This is a genomic window from Bradyrhizobium sp. WYCCWR15520 (assembly GCF_056174665.1).
Genome location: NZ_JBWBWM010000003.1, coordinates 324,983 through 341,138, shown reverse-complemented (window position 1 = coordinate 341,138; position 16,156 = coordinate 324,983). Strand labels below are relative to the sequence as shown.

General features: G+C 63.2%; 15 protein-coding genes and 1 pseudogene. 7 read left to right on the top strand and 9 right to left on the bottom strand.

Annotated elements, in window-relative coordinates:
- Window positions 1–870 (bottom strand): annotated as a pseudogene (locus tag AC0QUY_RS05265) (hypothetical protein); the annotation flags it as partial.
- Between the two features lie 39 nt (window positions 871–909).
- Here AC0QUY_RS05265 and AC0QUY_RS05260 point away from each other — a divergent pair.
- Window positions 910–1,728, top strand: coding sequence for a hypothetical protein (locus AC0QUY_RS05260; protein ID WP_475386037.1), 819 nt, complete (start codon window positions 910–912; stop codon window positions 1,726–1,728).
- Window positions 1,729–1,743: 15 nt separating this feature from the next.
- Here the strand turns inward: AC0QUY_RS05260 and sseA are convergent, their stop codons facing one another.
- The 3 genes from sseA to AC0QUY_RS05245 all read right to left on the bottom strand — a co-directional run bounded on the left by sseA (window position 1,744) and on the right by AC0QUY_RS05245 (window position 4,436).
- Window positions 1,744–2,598: a 3-mercaptopyruvate sulfurtransferase gene (gene sseA, locus AC0QUY_RS05255; RefSeq protein ID WP_161852318.1), complete on the bottom strand. Its 855-nt coding sequence runs from the start codon at window positions 2,596–2,598 to the stop codon at window positions 1,744–1,746.
- A 118-nt stretch (window positions 2,599–2,716) separates the two neighbouring features.
- Entirely contained in the window at window positions 2,717–3,130 is a 414-nt protein-coding gene (locus AC0QUY_RS05250) for a rhodanese-like domain-containing protein (protein WP_161852317.1), read from the bottom strand.
- Window positions 3,131–3,260: 130 nt separating this feature from the next.
- The gene (locus AC0QUY_RS05245; protein WP_161852316.1) at window positions 3,261–4,436 is read right to left on the bottom strand and encodes a vWA domain-containing protein; all 1,176 of its coding nucleotides are present in this window, start codon (window positions 4,434–4,436) and stop codon (window positions 3,261–3,263) included.
- Between the two features lie 141 nt (window positions 4,437–4,577).
- On the opposite strand from AC0QUY_RS05245, the gene AC0QUY_RS05240 reads away from it, so the two are divergent.
- The 3 genes from AC0QUY_RS05240 to AC0QUY_RS05230 all read left to right on the top strand — a co-directional run bounded on the left by AC0QUY_RS05240 (window position 4,578) and on the right by AC0QUY_RS05230 (window position 7,347).
- Window positions 4,578–4,820 carry a GlsB/YeaQ/YmgE family stress response membrane protein gene (locus tag AC0QUY_RS05240; protein WP_161852315.1) on the top strand — a complete coding sequence of 81 codons (243 nt, stop codon included), beginning with the start codon at window positions 4,578–4,580 and terminating at the stop codon, window positions 4,818–4,820.
- Window positions 4,821–4,918: 98 nt separating this feature from the next.
- The gene (locus AC0QUY_RS05235; RefSeq protein ID WP_057836460.1) at window positions 4,919–5,761 is read left to right on the top strand and encodes an AAA family ATPase; all 843 of its coding nucleotides are present in this window, start codon (window positions 4,919–4,921) and stop codon (window positions 5,759–5,761) included.
- An 83-nt stretch (window positions 5,762–5,844) separates the two neighbouring features.
- Window positions 5,845–7,347, top strand: a complete 1,503-nt coding sequence (locus AC0QUY_RS05230) for a flavin-containing monooxygenase (protein ID WP_475386036.1) — start codon at window positions 5,845–5,847, stop codon at window positions 7,345–7,347.
- Window positions 7,348–7,391: 44 nt separating this feature from the next.
- Here the strand turns inward: AC0QUY_RS05230 and AC0QUY_RS05225 are convergent, their stop codons facing one another.
- The gene (locus AC0QUY_RS05225; RefSeq protein WP_475386035.1) at window positions 7,392–8,408 is read right to left on the bottom strand and encodes a methyltransferase; all 1,017 of its coding nucleotides are present in this window, start codon (window positions 8,406–8,408) and stop codon (window positions 7,392–7,394) included.
- Window positions 8,409–8,724: 316 nt separating this feature from the next.
- Between AC0QUY_RS05225 and AC0QUY_RS05220 the strand changes: the two genes are divergently transcribed.
- Genes AC0QUY_RS05220 through AC0QUY_RS05210 form a run of 3 tightly spaced genes read left to right on the top strand, consistent with a single transcriptional unit; the run spans window position 8,725 to window position 11,532 of the window.
- Entirely contained in the window at window positions 8,725–9,774 is a 1,050-nt protein-coding gene (locus AC0QUY_RS05220; protein WP_475386034.1) for an aromatic ring-hydroxylating dioxygenase subunit alpha, read from the top strand.
- Between the two features lie 4 nt (window positions 9,775–9,778).
- Window positions 9,779–10,531: a GntR family transcriptional regulator gene (locus AC0QUY_RS05215; protein ID WP_475386033.1), complete on the top strand. Its 753-nt coding sequence runs from the start codon at window positions 9,779–9,781 to the stop codon at window positions 10,529–10,531.
- A gap of 8 nt (window positions 10,532–10,539) precedes the next feature.
- Window positions 10,540–11,532 (top strand): PDR/VanB family oxidoreductase, encoded by a 993-nt coding sequence (locus AC0QUY_RS05210; protein WP_475386032.1) that lies wholly within the window; start codon window positions 10,540–10,542, stop codon window positions 11,530–11,532.
- A 165-nt stretch (window positions 11,533–11,697) separates the two neighbouring features.
- Here the strand turns inward: AC0QUY_RS05210 and AC0QUY_RS05205 are convergent, their stop codons facing one another.
- From AC0QUY_RS05205 to AC0QUY_RS05190, 4 genes are all read right to left on the bottom strand, one after another.
- Window positions 11,698–13,347 (bottom strand): GMC family oxidoreductase, encoded by a 1,650-nt coding sequence (locus AC0QUY_RS05205; RefSeq protein WP_475386031.1) that lies wholly within the window; start codon window positions 13,345–13,347, stop codon window positions 11,698–11,700.
- 23 nt (window positions 13,348–13,370) lie between these two features.
- Window positions 13,371–13,964 (bottom strand): GNAT family N-acetyltransferase, encoded by a 594-nt coding sequence (locus AC0QUY_RS05200; protein ID WP_475386030.1) that lies wholly within the window; start codon window positions 13,962–13,964, stop codon window positions 13,371–13,373.
- 155 nt (window positions 13,965–14,119) lie between these two features.
- On the bottom strand, window positions 14,120–15,046 hold the full coding sequence (locus AC0QUY_RS05195) for an SMP-30/gluconolactonase/LRE family protein (protein WP_475386029.1): 927 nt from the start codon (window positions 15,044–15,046) through the stop codon (window positions 14,120–14,122).
- Between the two features lie 256 nt (window positions 15,047–15,302).
- Window positions 15,303–16,136, bottom strand: coding sequence for a GyrI-like domain-containing protein (locus AC0QUY_RS05190; RefSeq protein WP_475386028.1), 834 nt, complete (start codon window positions 16,134–16,136; stop codon window positions 15,303–15,305).
- Between the last annotated feature and the right edge of the window lie 20 nt (window positions 16,137–16,156).

Below are 16,156 nucleotides of genomic sequence, written 5' to 3'. Positions count from 1 at the left end.
CGCGCCGGTGGCGGCGGGTGCCTGCGCCGGTGCGGCGCCGATGGCCCCCGGCGGGCGCAGGCCAGCGCGGTCGTCGTTCGGATAGACAATGCTGGCGCCGGGAATGCGGCTGTCACCGCGATCCGAATAGACCTGCTGCTGCGAGGCGGGTGGACGGTCCGCATAGATCACCGGCGGCGGACCGGCCGGGCGGCCATAACGCGGATCGTCGGGGGAAAGGATCGGACCCGTGGGCGTCGGAGCGCCACGGTCTGAATAAACGGGGGCACCGGCCGGGCGGCCATAGCGGGGATCACTGGGCGACATCACCGGGCCGGGTGGCGGCAGCGCGGCCGAGTTCTGCCCGTTCGGAGCCTCGTCGTCATCATCGTCCAGCGCGTCGAAATCGGGCTCGCCGGGGCCGCGGCGTTCTTGAACCGCATAACCACCTTGCACATACGGGCCTGGAGCCGTCGAATAGACTTGGCCTTGGGCGGGATAGCCCTGCTGCGCATGGGCGAGCGAAGTTCCCGCCAGGGCAGCGGCAATGGCGGCACAAATCGTCAGAATGCGGTTGTTCATCATCGCCTTTTTTATAGACCCCAAGCCCCACCGGACGGTTAACGGCAGATGACGGAAGATAGCGGCACATTCAAGACAAATCCCCGAAATTCGGGTCCTGCCAGCCATTTGTGATCGCCGCCAGTTGCGGCAAAGATGCCTCAGCGCGCCGGAAATCGCCGATATCGCATGGTGCGCGACTCGAAACCGCAGATTTTGTAACAAAAAGCTGCCGGGCGTTGAGATACTCTCATATCGGCCTGATTCGCGCGCGGCGCCTCCCGCGAAATTCAGCCGCACAGTGGTCACCGCGTTTCCCTTGGCAATCAATAACCCTCCGGCCCTCAAGGAGGGGTGGAACTCGCGTCCATGCTTCCCGGCTTTCGTTTTCTGTTCACTGCAATCATCCTCTCGATGTCGGTCCTGATTTTCGGCCTTGGCGCCGCCGCGCTGTTGCGGGCGGCGCATGAGGAATTTGCCAACCTTCCCTCGCGACGGGCGGCGCCCGAGCCGATGTTTGCCCGCCAGACCGACGACTCGCTGCCGACGCTGGCGCTGCTGCGCGTCGATCCGCCGGTCGCGGACACGCCGGCGGAGAACGTCGCGGCGGCCGCCGTTCCGGAAGCGGCCACGGACGCCCCGACGAACGTCGGGCAAACGCCGGACGCCAGCCCGGCCGAGCCCGAGAAACTGGCTGCACTGACAACGGCTGAGCCCGTGCAGGCCGAAGCTGCCAAGGAAGCCGTAATGGAAGCTGCAAAGCCGGCACCTCCGGCGCAGGAGACAAGCGCCGAGACACTGCCCGCTCCGGCCACTCCTGAAGCGCCCACGGCCAGGACGGAAGAGAAGCTCGCCGCCACCACGGAAACGCCGGGGTCTTCGGCCATGGCAACCCCGTCCCCGGCCGAGCCGGCGACGGCAGCTGTTTCGCCCGAAGATAGCCCTACCGCGCCCCGGATCGCGACGCTCGGCGGTCCCGCCGTCGTCATCAATGAAAAGACATCGGGCGCGACCACGGAAGCGAAGCCGGACCGCAGCACCGTCAAGAAGCGGGCCGCGGAGCGGGCCCAGGAACGTCGGCGGCTGGCCGTGCGCCGCGCACGCCTGGCACGTGAGGCGGCGGCACAGCAGCAACAACTGCTGGCCAATCCCTTCACGCAATTCCAGGCGCCGCGCGTGACGCGCTGATCTCAGATTTGGATATCAGGCCGGGCCGGTTGCGACCGGCGGGCCGTCTGCGGCGCCCCACTCGGTCCACGAGCCGTCATACAGCGCCGGGTTCTCGACGCCGAGACGATAGAGCGCCAGCGTCAGCACCGCGGCACTGACGCCGGATCCGCAGCTCGTCACGATCGGCGCATCGAGCTTCACGCCGGCGCCGGCGAACACCGCCCGCAACGCATCGAGCGGCTTCATCGTGCCGGTCGCGGCATCGAACAAATTGTTGTAGGGCAGGCTGAGGCTGCCGGGGATGTGGCCGGAGCGCAGCCCCGGCCGCGGTTCGGCGACCTTGCCCTGATAGCGCTCGTTGGCGCGGGCATCGATCACCTGCTCGGCGCGGCTCGAGAGATTGGCAACGAGCTGCTGCATGCTGCGCACGCGCCGCGCATCGAACGTCGCCTTGAACGTCGAAGGTTTCGGCACAACCTCGCCCTTCTCGGTCTTGCGGCCTTCCGCGACCCATTTTTTCAGGCCGCCATCGAGCACCCGCACCTCCTTGCCGAACGACAGGAACATCCACCACGCCCGGGGCGCGGCGACCCAGCCGCCGGAATCGTAGACCACGACGGTGTCGTCATTGCCGATGCCCAGTGCGCCGACATCGCGGCCGAACTGTTCGGCGGAGGGAAACATGTGCGGCAGCGGGTTAGAATGATCCGATACCGCGTCGACGTCAAAGAACACCGCGCCCGGAAGATGCGCGGCGAGATAATCGTCCTTCGGCAGCGGCAGCACGCCCGGCATCTTGAACGAGGCGTCGATGATTTTGACGTTGGGATCGCCCAGGTGTGCGGCGAGCCATTCGGTGGAGACGAGCGGGTCGGTGGTAGCGGGCATGAATACAGTCTCCGGGATTTCTCAGATCGTCATTGCCGGGCTTGACCCGGCAATCCATCTTCTTCGAAGGACTCATTTTGGGATGGACACGCGGGTCAAGCCCGCGTGTGACGAATCTTCACCCCTTCTTCTTCGGCTCCCACTTCTCGATCGGGCCGCCGGCGTCGCGCCAGGCGGCGAAGCCGCCGCCCATATGGGCGACCGGCTTCAGGCCCATATCCTGCGCGGTCTTGGCGGCTAGCGCCGAGCGCAGGCCGCCGGCGCAGTGGAAGATGAATTTCTTGTCCTCCTGGAAGATCGGCTTGGCGTAGGGACTTTGCGGATCGATCCAGAATTCCAGCATGCCGCGGGTGCAGGAGAAGGCGCCGGGGATCTTGCCCTCGCGCTCGATCTCGCGCGGATCGCGGATATCGACGATCACAACGCCCGGGTCCTGCGCGGCCTTGATGGCATCGGTGGCGCTGACGGTCTCGATCTCGGCGTTGGCTTCGTCGATCAGGGATTTGATGCCTCGGTGGATGGTCTGGGGCATTGATTGCACCTTTCGTTTTCCTTGACCTGTCATTCCGGGGCGATGCGAAGCATCGAACCCGGAATCTCGACGGGGTGAAATAAGCTCCAGATTCCGGGTTCGCGCTGCGCGCGCCCCGGAATGACGGTGATTACCGCACCAGTTCCTTCATCGCGCCTTCGAGGCCTTCGATCGTGATCGGATACATGCGGCCCGAAAGCAGCCGGCGGATGATGGTGGTGGATTCCGAATAGTCCCAATGCTTCTGCGCCACCGGATTGAGCCACACCGTATGCGGATAGGTGCGCGTGACGCGCTCCAGCCACACCGAACCGGCCTCCTCGTTGACATGCTCGACCGAGCCACCCGGCACCATGATCTCGTACGGCGACATCGAGGCGTCGCCGACGAACACCACCTTGTAGTCGTGCGGATATTTATGCAGCACATCCCAGGTTGGCGTGCGGTCGGTGAAGCGGCGCTTGTTCTGCTTCCAGACGCCTTCATAGAGGCAGTTGTGGAAGTAGAAATACTCCATGTGCTTGAACTCGGACTTCGCCGCCGAGAACAATTCCTCGACCTGTTCGATATGCGAATCCATCGAGCCGCCGATGTCGAAGAACACCAACACCTTGACCGCGTTGCGACGCTCGGGCCGCATGTGCACGTCGAGATAGCCGTGGTTGGCGGTCTCCCTGATCGTGGTGTCCAAATCGAGTTCGTCGGGCGCGCCGGTGCGGGCGAATTTGCGCAAGCGGCGCAGCGCGATCTTGATGTTGCGGATGCCGAGCTCGACATTGCCGTCGAGATCCTTGAACTCGCGCTTGTCCCACACCTTCACGGCGCGGTTGTTGCGGTTCTTCTCCTGCCCGATCCTGACGCCTTCGGGATTGTACCCATGGGCGCCGAACGGCGAGGTGCCTGCGGTGCCGATCCACTTGTTGCCGCCCTGGTGACGACCCTTCTGTTCCTCGAGGCGCTTGCGCAAGGTCTCCATGAGCTTGTCCCAGCCCATCGCCTCGATCTGCTTCTTCTCTTCCTCGGTGAGGTATTTCTCCGCGAGCTTCTTCAGCCATTCCTCGGGGATCTCGGCCTTGTCCATGGCGTCGAGCAGGCTTTCCAGCCCCTTGAACACGGTGCCGAAGACGCGGTCGAACTTGTCGAGGTTGCGCTCGTCCTTCACCAGAGCGGCGCGGGAGAGGTAATAGAAATTCTCCACCGTCTGATCGGCGAGGTCAGCGTCGAGCGCCTCCATCAGCGTCAGATATTCGCGCAAGGTCACCGGGACCTGCGCGTCGCGAAGCGAAGTGAAGAATTGCAGGAACATGGCATACAGATCGCCCGCCGGGCAGCGCACGTCAAGTGCGGAGCATGCTCAAAGGCCGGCGCATAGCTGTCAGGCCTAGACCGGGAGGCTTTTTCAATTACAATTGAACCATAAAAGGCTTATTCCGGCAGGGGAAATTCAATGAGTATCATTGCGGCGCTGATCATCGGCGGTATTGCGGGCTGGCTTGCCGGGCTGATCGTGCGCGGCGCAGGCTTCGGGCTGATCGGCAATATCGTGGTCGGCATCATCGGCGCGCTGCTGGCGGGCTGGCTGCTGCCGCAGCTGGGCGTCAACCTCGGCGTCGGCTGGGTTCGCGATATCATCAACGCCACGATCGGCGCGGTGATCATTCTGGTGATCCTGTCGCTGATCAGACGCTGACGGAGCCGCTAGCTACTCCAATAGCGACCGCCGGATCGGCGGTCGTTTACTGTTCAGGCCATTGCGGCTTACGGACGAACAACAAGGCAGACGGATAGATGAAATTTACCGGCACCAAGGACTATGTCGCCACGGACGACCTCAAGGTCGCCGTCAACGCCTCGATCGTGCTCGAGCGCCCGCTGCTGATCAAGGGCGAGCCCGGCACCGGCAAGACCGTGCTGGCGGAGGAAGTCGCCAAGGCGCTCGGCGCGCCGCTGCTGACCTGGCACATCAAGTCGACCACCAAGGCGCAGCAGGGCCTCTATGAATACGACGCGGTGTCGCGCCTGCGCGACAGCCAGCTCGGCGATCCCCGCGTCTCCGATATCTCGAACTACATCAAGCGCGGCAAATTGTGGGAAGCCTTCACCCACGACAAGCGCCCGGTGCTTCTGATCGACGAGATCGACAAGGCCGACATCGAATTCCCGAACGACCTCTTGCTCGAACTCGATCGGATGGAGTTCTTCGTCTACGAGACCGGCGAGAACATCAAGGCGAGCCTGCGCCCGATCGTGATGATCACCTCGAATAACGAGAAGGAACTGCCGGACGCGTTCCTGCGCCGCTGTTTCTTCCACTACATCAAGTTCCCCGACGCCGACACCATGGGCCGGATCGTCGACGTGCACTTCCCTGGCATCAAGAAGCGGCTGGTGGAAGAGGCGCTGCGCATCTTCTTCGAGGTACGCGAAGTGCCGGGCCTGAAGAAGAAGCCCTCGACGTCAGAACTGCTCGACTGGCTCAAGCTCTTGCTCAACGAGGACATTACGCCGGAAATGCTCAGGGAGCGTGACCCGCGCAAGCTGATCCCGCCGCTGCACGGCGCCCTGCTCAAGAACGAACAGGACGTGCACCTGTTCGAGCGGCTGGCCTTCCTCAGCCGCCGCGAAGTGTAATTCGCTGACGACTACGGCGCCAGAACCTCACGGTTCTGGCGTTTCGCTTTTCAGAACGCAACAAACGAAAAAGAACAGGGAAGATGAACGTCCAGACCCAGATCGACAAGGCTTCGCCGCGCACCACAGAGCATTTCGACGTCCTGATCGCCGGCGCCGGCATTTCCGGCGTTGGCGCCGCCTATCACCTCACCACGCAGTGCCCGGGAACGACGTTCGTGGCGCTGGAGGCGCAGAAGACGTTCGGCGGCACCTGGACCACCCACCGCTATCCCGGCATCCGCTCCGACAGCGACCTGCACACCTTTGGCTATCGCTTCAAGCCGTGGACCACGGCACCGATCGCGAGTGCTAAGGAAATCCTGAAATACATGGGCGAGGTGATCGAGGAGAACGATCTCGCGCCTCACATCCGCTATCAGCACACCATCACCTCGGCCGAATGGTCGAGCGAGGAAAATCTCTGGACCATCGAGGCCACGCGTACAGACACCGGCGAGAGACGGCGCTTCACCACCAATTTCTTCTGGATGTGCCAGGGCTATTACCGCCACACCGAGGGCTATACGCCGGAGTGGAAGGACATGGCCAAATTCAAGGGCCCGGTCGTCCATCCGCAGAAATGGCCAGAAGACCTCGACTACAGGAACAAGCGCGTCATCGTGATCGGCTCGGGTGCGACGGCCGCGACGCTGATCCCGGCGATGGCTGACGACTGCGCGCATGTCACCATGCTGCAGCGTTCGCCGACTTATTTCCGCACCGGGCGCAATGCGATCGAGATCGCCGAAGAGCTGCGGAAACTGCAGGTCGACGAGCACTGGATCCACGAGATCACGCGGCGAAAAATCCTGTTCGACCAGGACGCCTTCACCCGCAAGACCTTTGCAGAGCCGGAAGCGGCCAAGAAGGACCTGCTGTCGGCCGTCGAAGCCTATCTCGGCAAGGACTACGACATCGCGACCCACTTCACGCCAAAGTACCGGCCGTGGCGGCAGCGCATCGCCTTCATTCCCGACGGCGATCTGTTCCAGGGCATCAAGTCCGGCAAGGCCTCCGTCGTTACCGACGAGATCGACCGCTTCACGGAAAAAGGGATTCTGCTGAAATCCGGCAAGGAGCTGGAAGCCGATATCATCGTGACCGCGACGGGCTTCAACCTCTGCGCCAATGGCGACATCGAGTTTGCTATCGACGGCAAGCCGCTCGACTTCGCCGATACCGTGACCTATCGCGGCATGATGTTCACCGGCGTGCCGAACCTCGTCTGGGTGTTCGGCTATTTCCGCGCGAGCTGGACGCTGCGCGTCGATCTCGTCGCCGACTTCGTCTGCCGGCTGCTGAATCATATGAAGCAGACGGGGGCGAAAAAGGTGACGGCGGAGCTCCGCCCCGAAGACCACAACATGCCGCTGCTGCCTTGGATCGATCCGGAGAACTTCAACCCCGGCTACATGATGCGCGGCATGCACCTGTTGCCGAAGCGGGGCGACAAGCCGGAATGGCAGCACAACCAGGACTACTGGGCGGAGAAGGACGAATTCCCGGCGATCGACCTCAAAGACAAGGCGTTCGTTTACGGCTGAGACCTGACGCCGGGTGAGCGTTGCATCCCCTCACCCGGCATTCATCAAGCGGTACGCGCCTCGATCACGTTGAAGCGGCCGGCCGGATGAACCGCAGCCAGTGCGAAGCCGCTTTGCTCGAGCAGTTCGCGGTATTGTCCTTTGGTTCGCTCGCAGCCGCCGGGCCCGCGCATCATGTTCAGGTCGCTCAACGCATGCGCCTTGTCGTCGTTGGTCACGCCGGGCGATTCCGGCATCAGCCGTTCAACCAGCAGCAACTTGCCGCCACCCGGCAGCGCCTGATGACAGTTGCGCAGGATCGAGATGCTTCGCGCATCATTCCAATCATGGATGATGCTCTTGAGAATGATCGCGTCGGCGACCGCCGGCACAGTCTTGAAGAAATCGCCGGCCAAAAATTCCACGCGGTCATCGACACCGATCTGCCGGAGATGCTTGCTCGCGGCCTCGGCACATCTCGGAAGGTCGAAAACAGTGCCGCGCAGTTTTGGGTTTTGCTGCACGATGGCGCCGAGCAGTTCGCCGGACCCGCCGCCGACGTCCATCAGGTGGGATATCCCGCTGAAATCGTAGGAGCGAAGGATATCCGGCGTGACAAGTCGCGTGAGTTCGGTCATTGCAACGTTGAATTTGTCGACGATTTCAGGTGTTCGACCCATCAGATCGAAACTGTTGGCAAGGCCTTGCAATTCGGCAGCGGTCTTGCCGGTCATCACGGAATCAAGCATTCCGCTCCAGGATTTTGAAAGCATCTCAGCTTCAAAGATCGCCCAGCCCTTGAGCGATTGGTCGGCGGCGCTGTCGAGGCAGGCGCCCACTTCAGTCAACGCATAGCTATCCTCGCCGGTCCTTTCGCATATGCCGATTGTAGAGAGCGCGATGAGAAGACGTCCAAGCGCCCGTTCATCCGCGCCGGTTGCCTTTGCGAGCTTGCCAGGCGTCTGTGGACCGTAGCTCAACAGTTCGGCGAGCCCAAGTCTGGCGGCCACGTAGATCACTGCGGTCACGCGGTGCGACTGTATGAGATCGAAAAGCCTGAGGGCCGATACTTGCGATGACATCGCGCCTCCTTTGCCGTGATGCTGTTGCATTTTTCGAATGCGATTTTCCCGCGTGCTTGCCGCACGCCGTTCAGCACCGGCGGCACGGCATTGGTCGCCACTGGATGCGGCCGGGAGTTATTCGCGCCGAGAACGCATGCATGTCCGTGACGCTATGCGGCTTGCGATCAAAGTGACGGCTAATTGGCGCCGGCGAAATGAAACAATTCACACAGATCGTGTATACCTAATAGGTATTATATAACCTGAATATCGGCGCATTTGCTTCGATTAGGCTTATCCTGTATACAGACTGCACTCATACCGGAGTGCAGCCATGCCGTCCTCATTCCCGCTCAATGCCTGGTACGCCGCCGCCTGGGACGTCGATATCAAGCACGCGCTGTTTCCGCGCACGATCTGCGGCAAGCATGTCGTGATGTACCGCCAATCCAACGGACGGGTTTCCGCGCTGGAGGACGCCTGCTGGCACCGCCTGGTGCCGCTCTCGAAGGGACGGCTCGACGGCGACACCGTCGTCTGCGGCTATCACGGGTTGAAGTTCAACGCGCAGGGCCGCTGCACCTACATGCCCTCGCAGGACACCATCAATCCCTCCGCCTGCGTGCGCTCCTACCCCGTCGTCGAGCGTCACCGCTTTATCTGGCTGTGGATGGGCGATCCGGCGCTGGCCGACCCTGCGCTAGTGCCTGATATGCACTGGAACGATGATCCCGCGTGGGCCGGCGACGGCAAGACCATCCATGTGAAGTGCGACTACCGTCTCGTGGTCGACAATCTGATGGACCTGACCCACGAGACCTTCGTGCACGGCTCCAGCATCGGCAACGACCACGTCGCCGAGGCCCCGTTCGATGTCACCCATGGCGACAAGACCGTGACCGTGACGCGCTGGATGAAGGGCATCGACGCGCCGCCGTTCTGGGCCGCGCAGTTGCAGAAGCCTGGCCCCGTCGACCGATGGCAGATCATCCATTTCCAGGCGCCCGGCACCGTCAATATCGACGTCGGCGTGGCGCCCGCCGGCACCGGCGCGCCGGAAGGCGATCGCTCGCAGGGCGTCAACGGCTTTGTGCTCAACACCATGACGCCGGAGACCGACACCACCTGTCACTATTTCTGGGCCTTCGTCCGCAACTACCGAACGACCGAACAGAAGCTGACCACCGAAATCCGCGAGGGCGTTGCCGGCATCTTCCACGAGGATGAAATCATCCTCGAAGCGCAGCAGCGCGCGATGGACGAGAATCCGGACCGCACATTCTACAATCTCAACATCGACGCCGGCGCGATGTGGGCACGGCGCGTGATCGACCGCATGGTCGCGCGCGAGAGGGCGCCGCAAAACGCACAGGCCGCGGAGTAACGTCATGAGCGAACGAGAGGCCGAACGCTCCGTGTCGCAGACCGTGCGCGCGCAACTCGCGCTGCGCGACATGATCCTGTCCGGGCGGCTGCGCCCGGGCGAGCGCATCAGCGAATTGCAGGCGGTCGATATCACCGGCGTGTCGCGGACGCCGGTGCGGCTGGCGCTGGTCCGGCTGGAGGATGAAGGCCTGCTGCAGGCGATCCCCTCCGGCGGCTTCATGGTGAAAGCCTTCACCGAGCGCGACATCCTGGATTCGATCGAGCTGCGCGGCACGCTGGAGGGCCTCGCCGCCCGCTTCGCCGCCGAGCGCGGCGTCAGCGCGCGCAGCCTCGAGCCGCTCAAGGAATGCCTTGCCGATCTCGACCAACTGGTTCGCCAGGACCCGATTTCGGTCGAAGCCTTTTCCGCCTATGTGACGATGAACGCGCGCTTCCACGCGATGCTCAATGAACTATCCGCCAGCGCGCCGCTGATCCGCGAAATCGACCGCGTCTCCGCGCTGCCGTTCGCCTCCCCAAGCGCTTTCGTGATGGCGCAGTCGGCGCTGCCGGAAGCGCATCAGATCCTGCTGCTCGCGCAGGATCATCACCGCATCGTGGTCGACGCCATCGAGAACCGCGAGGGCGCTCGGGCCGAGGCCGTGATGCGCGAGCATTCGCGACTTGCCGCGCGCAATTTGCGGCTCGCGGTCCGCAACCGCACGCATCTCGAACTGATGCCTGCGCTCGCTCTGCTCAAATCGTCAGCCGAATAGGATCGCCCATGCGTTTTGCCGAACAATGGAGCTGGTGCACGGTCGACGCCATCTGCGACGTGACGCCGACGATCCGCGAATTCAGAATGCGCCCCGAGAACGGCCGCGTGCCGCCCTACCCGGCCGGCAGCCATATCGGCGTCTCCGTGCTGATCGACGGACAGCCCGCGCGGCGCTCCTATTCGCTGGTGGAGAACAGCGATCCCAACACCTATCGGATCGCAGTGCGGCTGGCCCCGGACAGCCGCGGCGGCTCGCGCAGCATGTGGAATTTGCGAGTTGGCGCGCGGATCGAGACTTCGAACCCGGCATCGCTGCTGGAGATCGACTGGACCAGGAAGAATTATTGCCTGATCGCCGGCGGCATCGGCATCACGCCGATCACAGGTATCGCAGCCGCGCTGCGCCGCCGGAACATCGACGCTCCACTGCACTATGCCGTGAAGTCGCGCAGCGATGCGGCGTTCCTCGATGAGTTGACGGCGCTTCTCGGCGACCGACTGATCGTGCATGCCTCCGACCAGGGCGCCCGGCTCAATCTGGACGCCACCTTCCACGCGCTCCCCGATGATGCCATCGCCATCATCTGCGGGCCGATGCGGATGCTGGAGGCCGCGCGGCGCGCCTGGAACGAGGCAGGACGCGCGCCCGCCGATCTGCGCTTTGAGACGTTCGGCTCCAGCGGCCTGATGCCGACGGCGGAATTCCGGGTGCGGCTGAAGGATACGAATACCGAACTCGTCGTGCCGCAAAACAGTTCGATGCTCGACGCGCTGAACGGCGCCGGCTTTGAGGTGATATCGGACTGCCAGCGCGGCGAATGCGGCGTCTGCGCCGTCGATGTCGTCGCCGTCGATGGCGAGATCGACCATCGCGACGTGTTCTTCAGCGATCAGCAGAAGCGCGAGAACCGCAAGATATGTCCGTGCGTGTCGCGCGCGATCGGCGTGGTGACGATCGATACGCTGTATCGGCCGGAGGCCGCTTGGAAAATCGCGTAACGGACCGGATCAACGTAACGTCAGCCCGATCGTCGTGAATCGATCCAGCTCCGTCATTGCGAGCGAAGCGAAGCAATCCATGTCTACGCTTGCCGAGCGATGGATTGCTTCGCTACGCTCGCAATGACGGGGATAGAGCGAGCGCCGCGCTTCGATTTAGAGTGATCACACCGCAGCAGACACGGGGAATTTCACCGCCTCCAGCGCCGTCTTGCCGCGGATCATGTCGGAGGCCTTGTCCGCGATCATCAGTGTTGAGGCGTTGAGGTTGGCCGAGATCATCCGCGGCATGATCGAGGCATCGACCACGCGCAGGCCCTGCAGCCCGTGCACGCGCAGCTCGTCGTCGACCACGGCCCATTTGGCATCCGCCGGGCCCATCCGGCAGGTGCAGCCGGGATGGAATGTGGTGGTGCCGCGCTCGGTGGCGGCGGCCAGGAATTCATCGTCGCTCTGCACCTTCGGTCCCGGGAAATCCTCGTAGGCGTAATAGGGCGCGAGCGGCTTGGACGCCAGCAGCCGGCGCGCCAGCTTCATGCCGGCGACGACGACGCGGCGATCGATCTCTTCGACGAGATAATTGGTCTGGATGATCGGCGCCGCGAACGGGTCGGCGGAGCGGATGCGGACATAGCCGCGGCTTTCGGGCCGCTGCTGCCATGAGGCGACCGTCATGCCTGGCTCGTCCTCGAGCTGGCCCTGCACGCCTTCCTTGTAGCTTGCCGGCGTGAAGGTGAGCTGCAAATCGGAGCTCTCGGTGGTCTCGCCGGAGTGCCAGAAACAATAGACCATGGTCGGCGACAGCGACAGCAGGCCGCGCCGTGTCGTGGCCCATTTCAGCGCCTCGACCCAGAGGCTCAAGCCGCGCCGCAGTTCATTGATGGTCCTGATGTTCTTGACGCGCGCGACCGAACGCGGCGCGTAGTGATCCTGCAGGCCCTCGCCGACACCCGGCAGCGCGTGGCGGACTTCGATGCCGTGCGATTGCAACAATTCCGGCGAGCCGACGCCGGACAATTGCAGCACCTGCGGCGAGTTATAGGCGCCGCCGGACAGGATGACTTCCTTGCTGGCGCGCACCTCGACGGGCGTGCCGCCCTTGCCGCCTTTGAGGTAGCAAACGCCGACCGCGCGCTTGCCCTCGAAGATGAGGTTGGTGACATGCGCATGCGTCCGCACATCGACATTGCCCCGCTTCCGCGCCGGATGCAGGAACGCCTTCGCGGCGCTCATGCGCAGGCCCTTCTCGATGGTGCGCTGGCAGTAGGACACGCCCTCCTGGATCGCGCCGTTGTAATCGGGGTTGCGCGGAATCCCGAGGCTCATAGCGCCTTCCATGAAGGCCTCGCAGAGCGGATCCTGCCAGTCCATGGTGGTGACGGTGAGACTGCCGTCGCGCCCGCGATAGGTCTCGTCGCATTCACCGACGCGGCGCTCCAGCCGCTTGAAATAGGGCAGCACATCCGGATAGCCCCAGCCGCGGTTGCCGAGCTGCGCCCAGGTATCGAAGTCCTGGCGCTGGCCGCGGTTGTAGATATGGCCGTTGATCGACGACGATCCGCCCAGCGTCTTGCCGCGCGGGGCATAAATGCTGCGGCCGCCGGTCCACGGGCCGGGCTCCTGCTGGTAGGCCCAGTTGATGCTCTTCATGTGGAACGTCTTGATGAAGCCGGCCGGCAGATGAATGTAGGGGTGCCAGTCGCTCGGCCCCGCTTCCAGCACACAGACGCGGCTCGCAGGATCTTCACTGAGGCGGTTGGCGAGCACGCTGCCTGCAGAGCCCGCGCCGACAATCACGTAATCGAACGTTTCCATCGTATCGTTTCTAGCGCGGCCTGTTACCGCGTCTTTTCATTGAGTTGATAGTTGAGATGTGCCTTCACCGTCGGCCATTCGCTGGCGATGATGCTGTAAACCACGGTGTCGCGCAACGTGCCGTTCGGCGCGATCTGATGGCTTCTCAGGATACCGTCCTGCTTGGCGCCCAGACGCTCGATGCCGCGGCGGCTCTGGTGATTGAAGAAATGCGTGCGGAACTCTACCGCAATGCAGTCGAGCGTCTCGAAAGCATGCGTCAGCAACAGCAATTTGCACTGGGTGTTGAGCGCGCTGCGCTGCACGCGTTTGGCGTACCAGGTCGAGCCGATTTCGACGCGGCGATTGGCGGCATCGATGTTCATATAGGTCGTCATGCCCGCGACCTTGCCGTCGGCGTCATACACCGTGAACGGCAGCATCGTGCCGGCCGCGAACAGGCCGAGGCGGCGGTCGATTTCCTGCTTCATGTTTTCGGCGCTCGGAATGAAGGTGTACCAGAGCTTCCACAGCTCGCCGTCGCTCACCGCGTCCATCAGCCCGTCAACGTGATCATGCGACAACGGCTCCAGCCGCGCATGCGCGCCCTGAAGGGTAACCGGTTCAAGAAAGGCCATTTAGTTTCTCCACTGCCAGCCGCGTCATTGCGAAGCGGCCGCGATCCATCCTCCGTCATTCCGGGGCGATGCAAAGCATCGAACCCGGAATCTCGAGATTCCGGGTCTGGTCCTTCGGACCATCCCGGAATGACGCTTGCGCTTTGGCGCAATCGTCACTTGTTCAAAAAATTCAGCGCCAAGCCCGGCCGCGCCCAGTCCATTGCGATCAGTTCGCCCTTGCCCGACAGCGTGATATAGGCCGTCTTCAGTTCCGGCCCGCCAAACGCAATGTTGGTAGTCACGCGGTCGCCGGTCGGCACCTGCTCGACCAGCGTGCCATCGGGCGCGATCACCGAGATGCATCCCGAGACCAGCGTCGCCACGCAGACATTGCCGTTAGCCTCCACCGCCATCGAATCGAACATCTGGTAGCCGCCGAGCCCCGCGATCGGCTTGCCGCGCTCACCGCGATAAATCACGTCGCGCGGCTTGATGGTGCCGGGCTCGGCGATTTCATAGGCCCACAGCCGCGCCGTCGGCGTCTCCGCGATGTAGACCGTCTTCTCGTCCGGCGACAGGCCGATGCCGTTGGCCGGCAGCACGCCGTGCACGGCCCCGACAATCTCTTTCATGCCCGGCTTGAGATAGTAGAACGCGCCGACATCCATCTCGCGGGCGCGGCGCTTGCCGAGATCGGAGAACCAGAGCCCGCCATGCCTGTCGAACACCAGATCGTTCGGCCCGCGCAGCGCATGCTCGCCGCATCTGTCGACGACGGTTTCGACCTTGCCGCTCTGCATATCGACGCGCTGGATCGAGCCGCCCTGATAATCGTCCGGCTGCGGGCCCGGCATGATCATCTTGCCGGTCGGAATCCAGCTAAAGCCGCCATTGTTGCAGATGTACATTTTGCCGTCGGGTCCCAGCGCCGCGCCATTGGGACCGCCGGGAATCTGCGCGACCACCTCTTTCCGCCCGTCGGGATAAACCCGCGTCAGCCGCTTGCCGCGAATCTCGACCAGTACCACCGAGCCGTCGGGCATCACCACCGGCCCTTCCGGAAACTCCAGATCGGTGGCGAGAACGCGGATATCGGCCATGAATCCTCCCGGCTCTTTTCGGCTGCAGGCGGATTTCAGGCTCGACTCCGCACGCGCAATAGTTTCGTTGCGGATGTTATGGCAAAGTCGATATCGCTTGCCAAGCAACCACGGGCTATTACGCTGCGCAGGGCAGCATTGCGGCAGGCTGGTCCGACGTCAGTAGGATGGGTGGAGCGAAGCGATACCCATCAAATCGCGCCCGCAAGGGATGATGGGTATCGCTGCGCTCCACCCATCCTACGAGTACCCTTTCCTATTCCCGCACTGGCACCCAGATCTCCAGCCCGCCATTGCCGGTGGCAGGATCGAAGTTTTCGTCGTAGCGCTCGAAATTCGGCGCGTCGGCGGCTTTCATGCCGGAGGCCGGCAGCCAGTGATTCCAGATCGTGTTGACGGTGCGGCGGATGGTCGAGATGTGCTCTGCGTGGGTGAACACCGCGTATTTTGCTTCGGGAATCCGCACGCGAGCAAACTCGCGCGGTAAGTCGGAGAAGTCGGCGACCTCGACGCCGGCGATGTAGTCGAAACCAGTGTCGTCGCCGTTGCAGCAGACGCCATAGGCGACCTTGCCGATGCGCGCGGGAATGGCGTCGACCTTGTGGTGAAACTGCTCCCACTGGTTGGGAATACCGGCGCCGCCGTTTTCATGCGTGCAGCGTTCGCCGATGCCGGCTATGAGCAGCGGCTTGGAGGTTTCGAAACGTGGCGGCTTGAGATTCTCGAGCAGGGTTGAATCCATGACGATGGGCTCCTGAAGCTTGAGACGATCGAGGCACGTTGCGGCGCGGACCGCTTCGGGCGTGACGCCGAAATGGTCGCGGAACGCACGGGTGAAAGCTTCGTGAGAGCTGTAATCCGCCTCCAGCGCGAGGCTCAGAATGTCAGGCGCGCCTGCCGCGAGCGCCTGCGCCGCCTTGCTGAGCCGGCGGGCACGCACATAGCGCATGACCGAAAATCCGGTAGCTGCGGCGAACGCCCGCACCACGTGAAAGCGCGAGACGCCGGCAACGCGAGCGATGTCGTCGAGCGTCAGTGGCTCGGCGAGATGGCTTTCAATGTACCAGAGCGCTTTCTGGGCCGGATTCATGACTGACAGCTTTCATGCGA

Excerpts from the sequence above, each read along its gene's own strand:
- AC0QUY_RS05240 (WP_161852315.1), top strand. The coding sequence starts at position 4,578 with ATGAGTATCATTGCGGCGCTGATCATCGGCGGTATTGCGGGCTGGCTT.
- AC0QUY_RS05205 (WP_475386031.1), bottom strand. The coding sequence starts at position 13,347 with ATGGAAACGTTCGATTACGTGATTGTCGGCGCGGGCTCTGCAGGCAGC.
- AC0QUY_RS05230 (WP_475386036.1), top strand. The coding sequence starts at position 5,845 with ATGAACGTCCAGACCCAGATCGACAAGGCTTCGCCGCGCACCACAGAG.
- AC0QUY_RS05225 (WP_475386035.1), bottom strand. The coding sequence starts at position 8,408 with ATGTCATCGCAAGTATCGGCCCTCAGGCTTTTCGATCTCATACAGTCG.
- AC0QUY_RS05260 (WP_475386037.1), top strand. The coding sequence starts at position 910 with ATGCTTCCCGGCTTTCGTTTTCTGTTCACTGCAATCATCCTCTCGATG.
- sseA (WP_161852318.1), bottom strand. The coding sequence starts at position 2,598 with ATGCCCGCTACCACCGACCCGCTCGTCTCCACCGAATGGCTCGCCGCA.
- AC0QUY_RS05215 (WP_475386033.1), top strand. The coding sequence starts at position 9,779 with ATGAGCGAACGAGAGGCCGAACGCTCCGTGTCGCAGACCGTGCGCGCG.
- AC0QUY_RS05250 (WP_161852317.1), bottom strand. The coding sequence starts at position 3,130 with ATGCCCCAGACCATCCACCGAGGCATCAAATCCCTGATCGACGAAGCC.
- AC0QUY_RS05195 (WP_475386029.1), bottom strand. The coding sequence starts at position 15,046 with ATGGCCGATATCCGCGTTCTCGCCACCGATCTGGAGTTTCCGGAAGGG.
- AC0QUY_RS05245 (WP_161852316.1), bottom strand. The coding sequence starts at position 4,436 with ATGTTCCTGCAATTCTTCACTTCGCTTCGCGACGCGCAGGTCCCGGTG.
- AC0QUY_RS05200 (WP_475386030.1), bottom strand. The coding sequence starts at position 13,964 with ATGGCCTTTCTTGAACCGGTTACCCTTCAGGGCGCGCATGCGCGGCTG.
- AC0QUY_RS05220 (WP_475386034.1), top strand. The coding sequence starts at position 8,725 with ATGCCGTCCTCATTCCCGCTCAATGCCTGGTACGCCGCCGCCTGGGAC.
- AC0QUY_RS05210 (WP_475386032.1), top strand. The coding sequence starts at position 10,540 with ATGCGTTTTGCCGAACAATGGAGCTGGTGCACGGTCGACGCCATCTGC.
- AC0QUY_RS05190 (WP_475386028.1), bottom strand. The coding sequence starts at position 16,136 with ATGAATCCGGCCCAGAAAGCGCTCTGGTACATTGAAAGCCATCTCGCC.
- AC0QUY_RS05235 (WP_057836460.1), top strand. The coding sequence starts at position 4,919 with ATGAAATTTACCGGCACCAAGGACTATGTCGCCACGGACGACCTCAAG.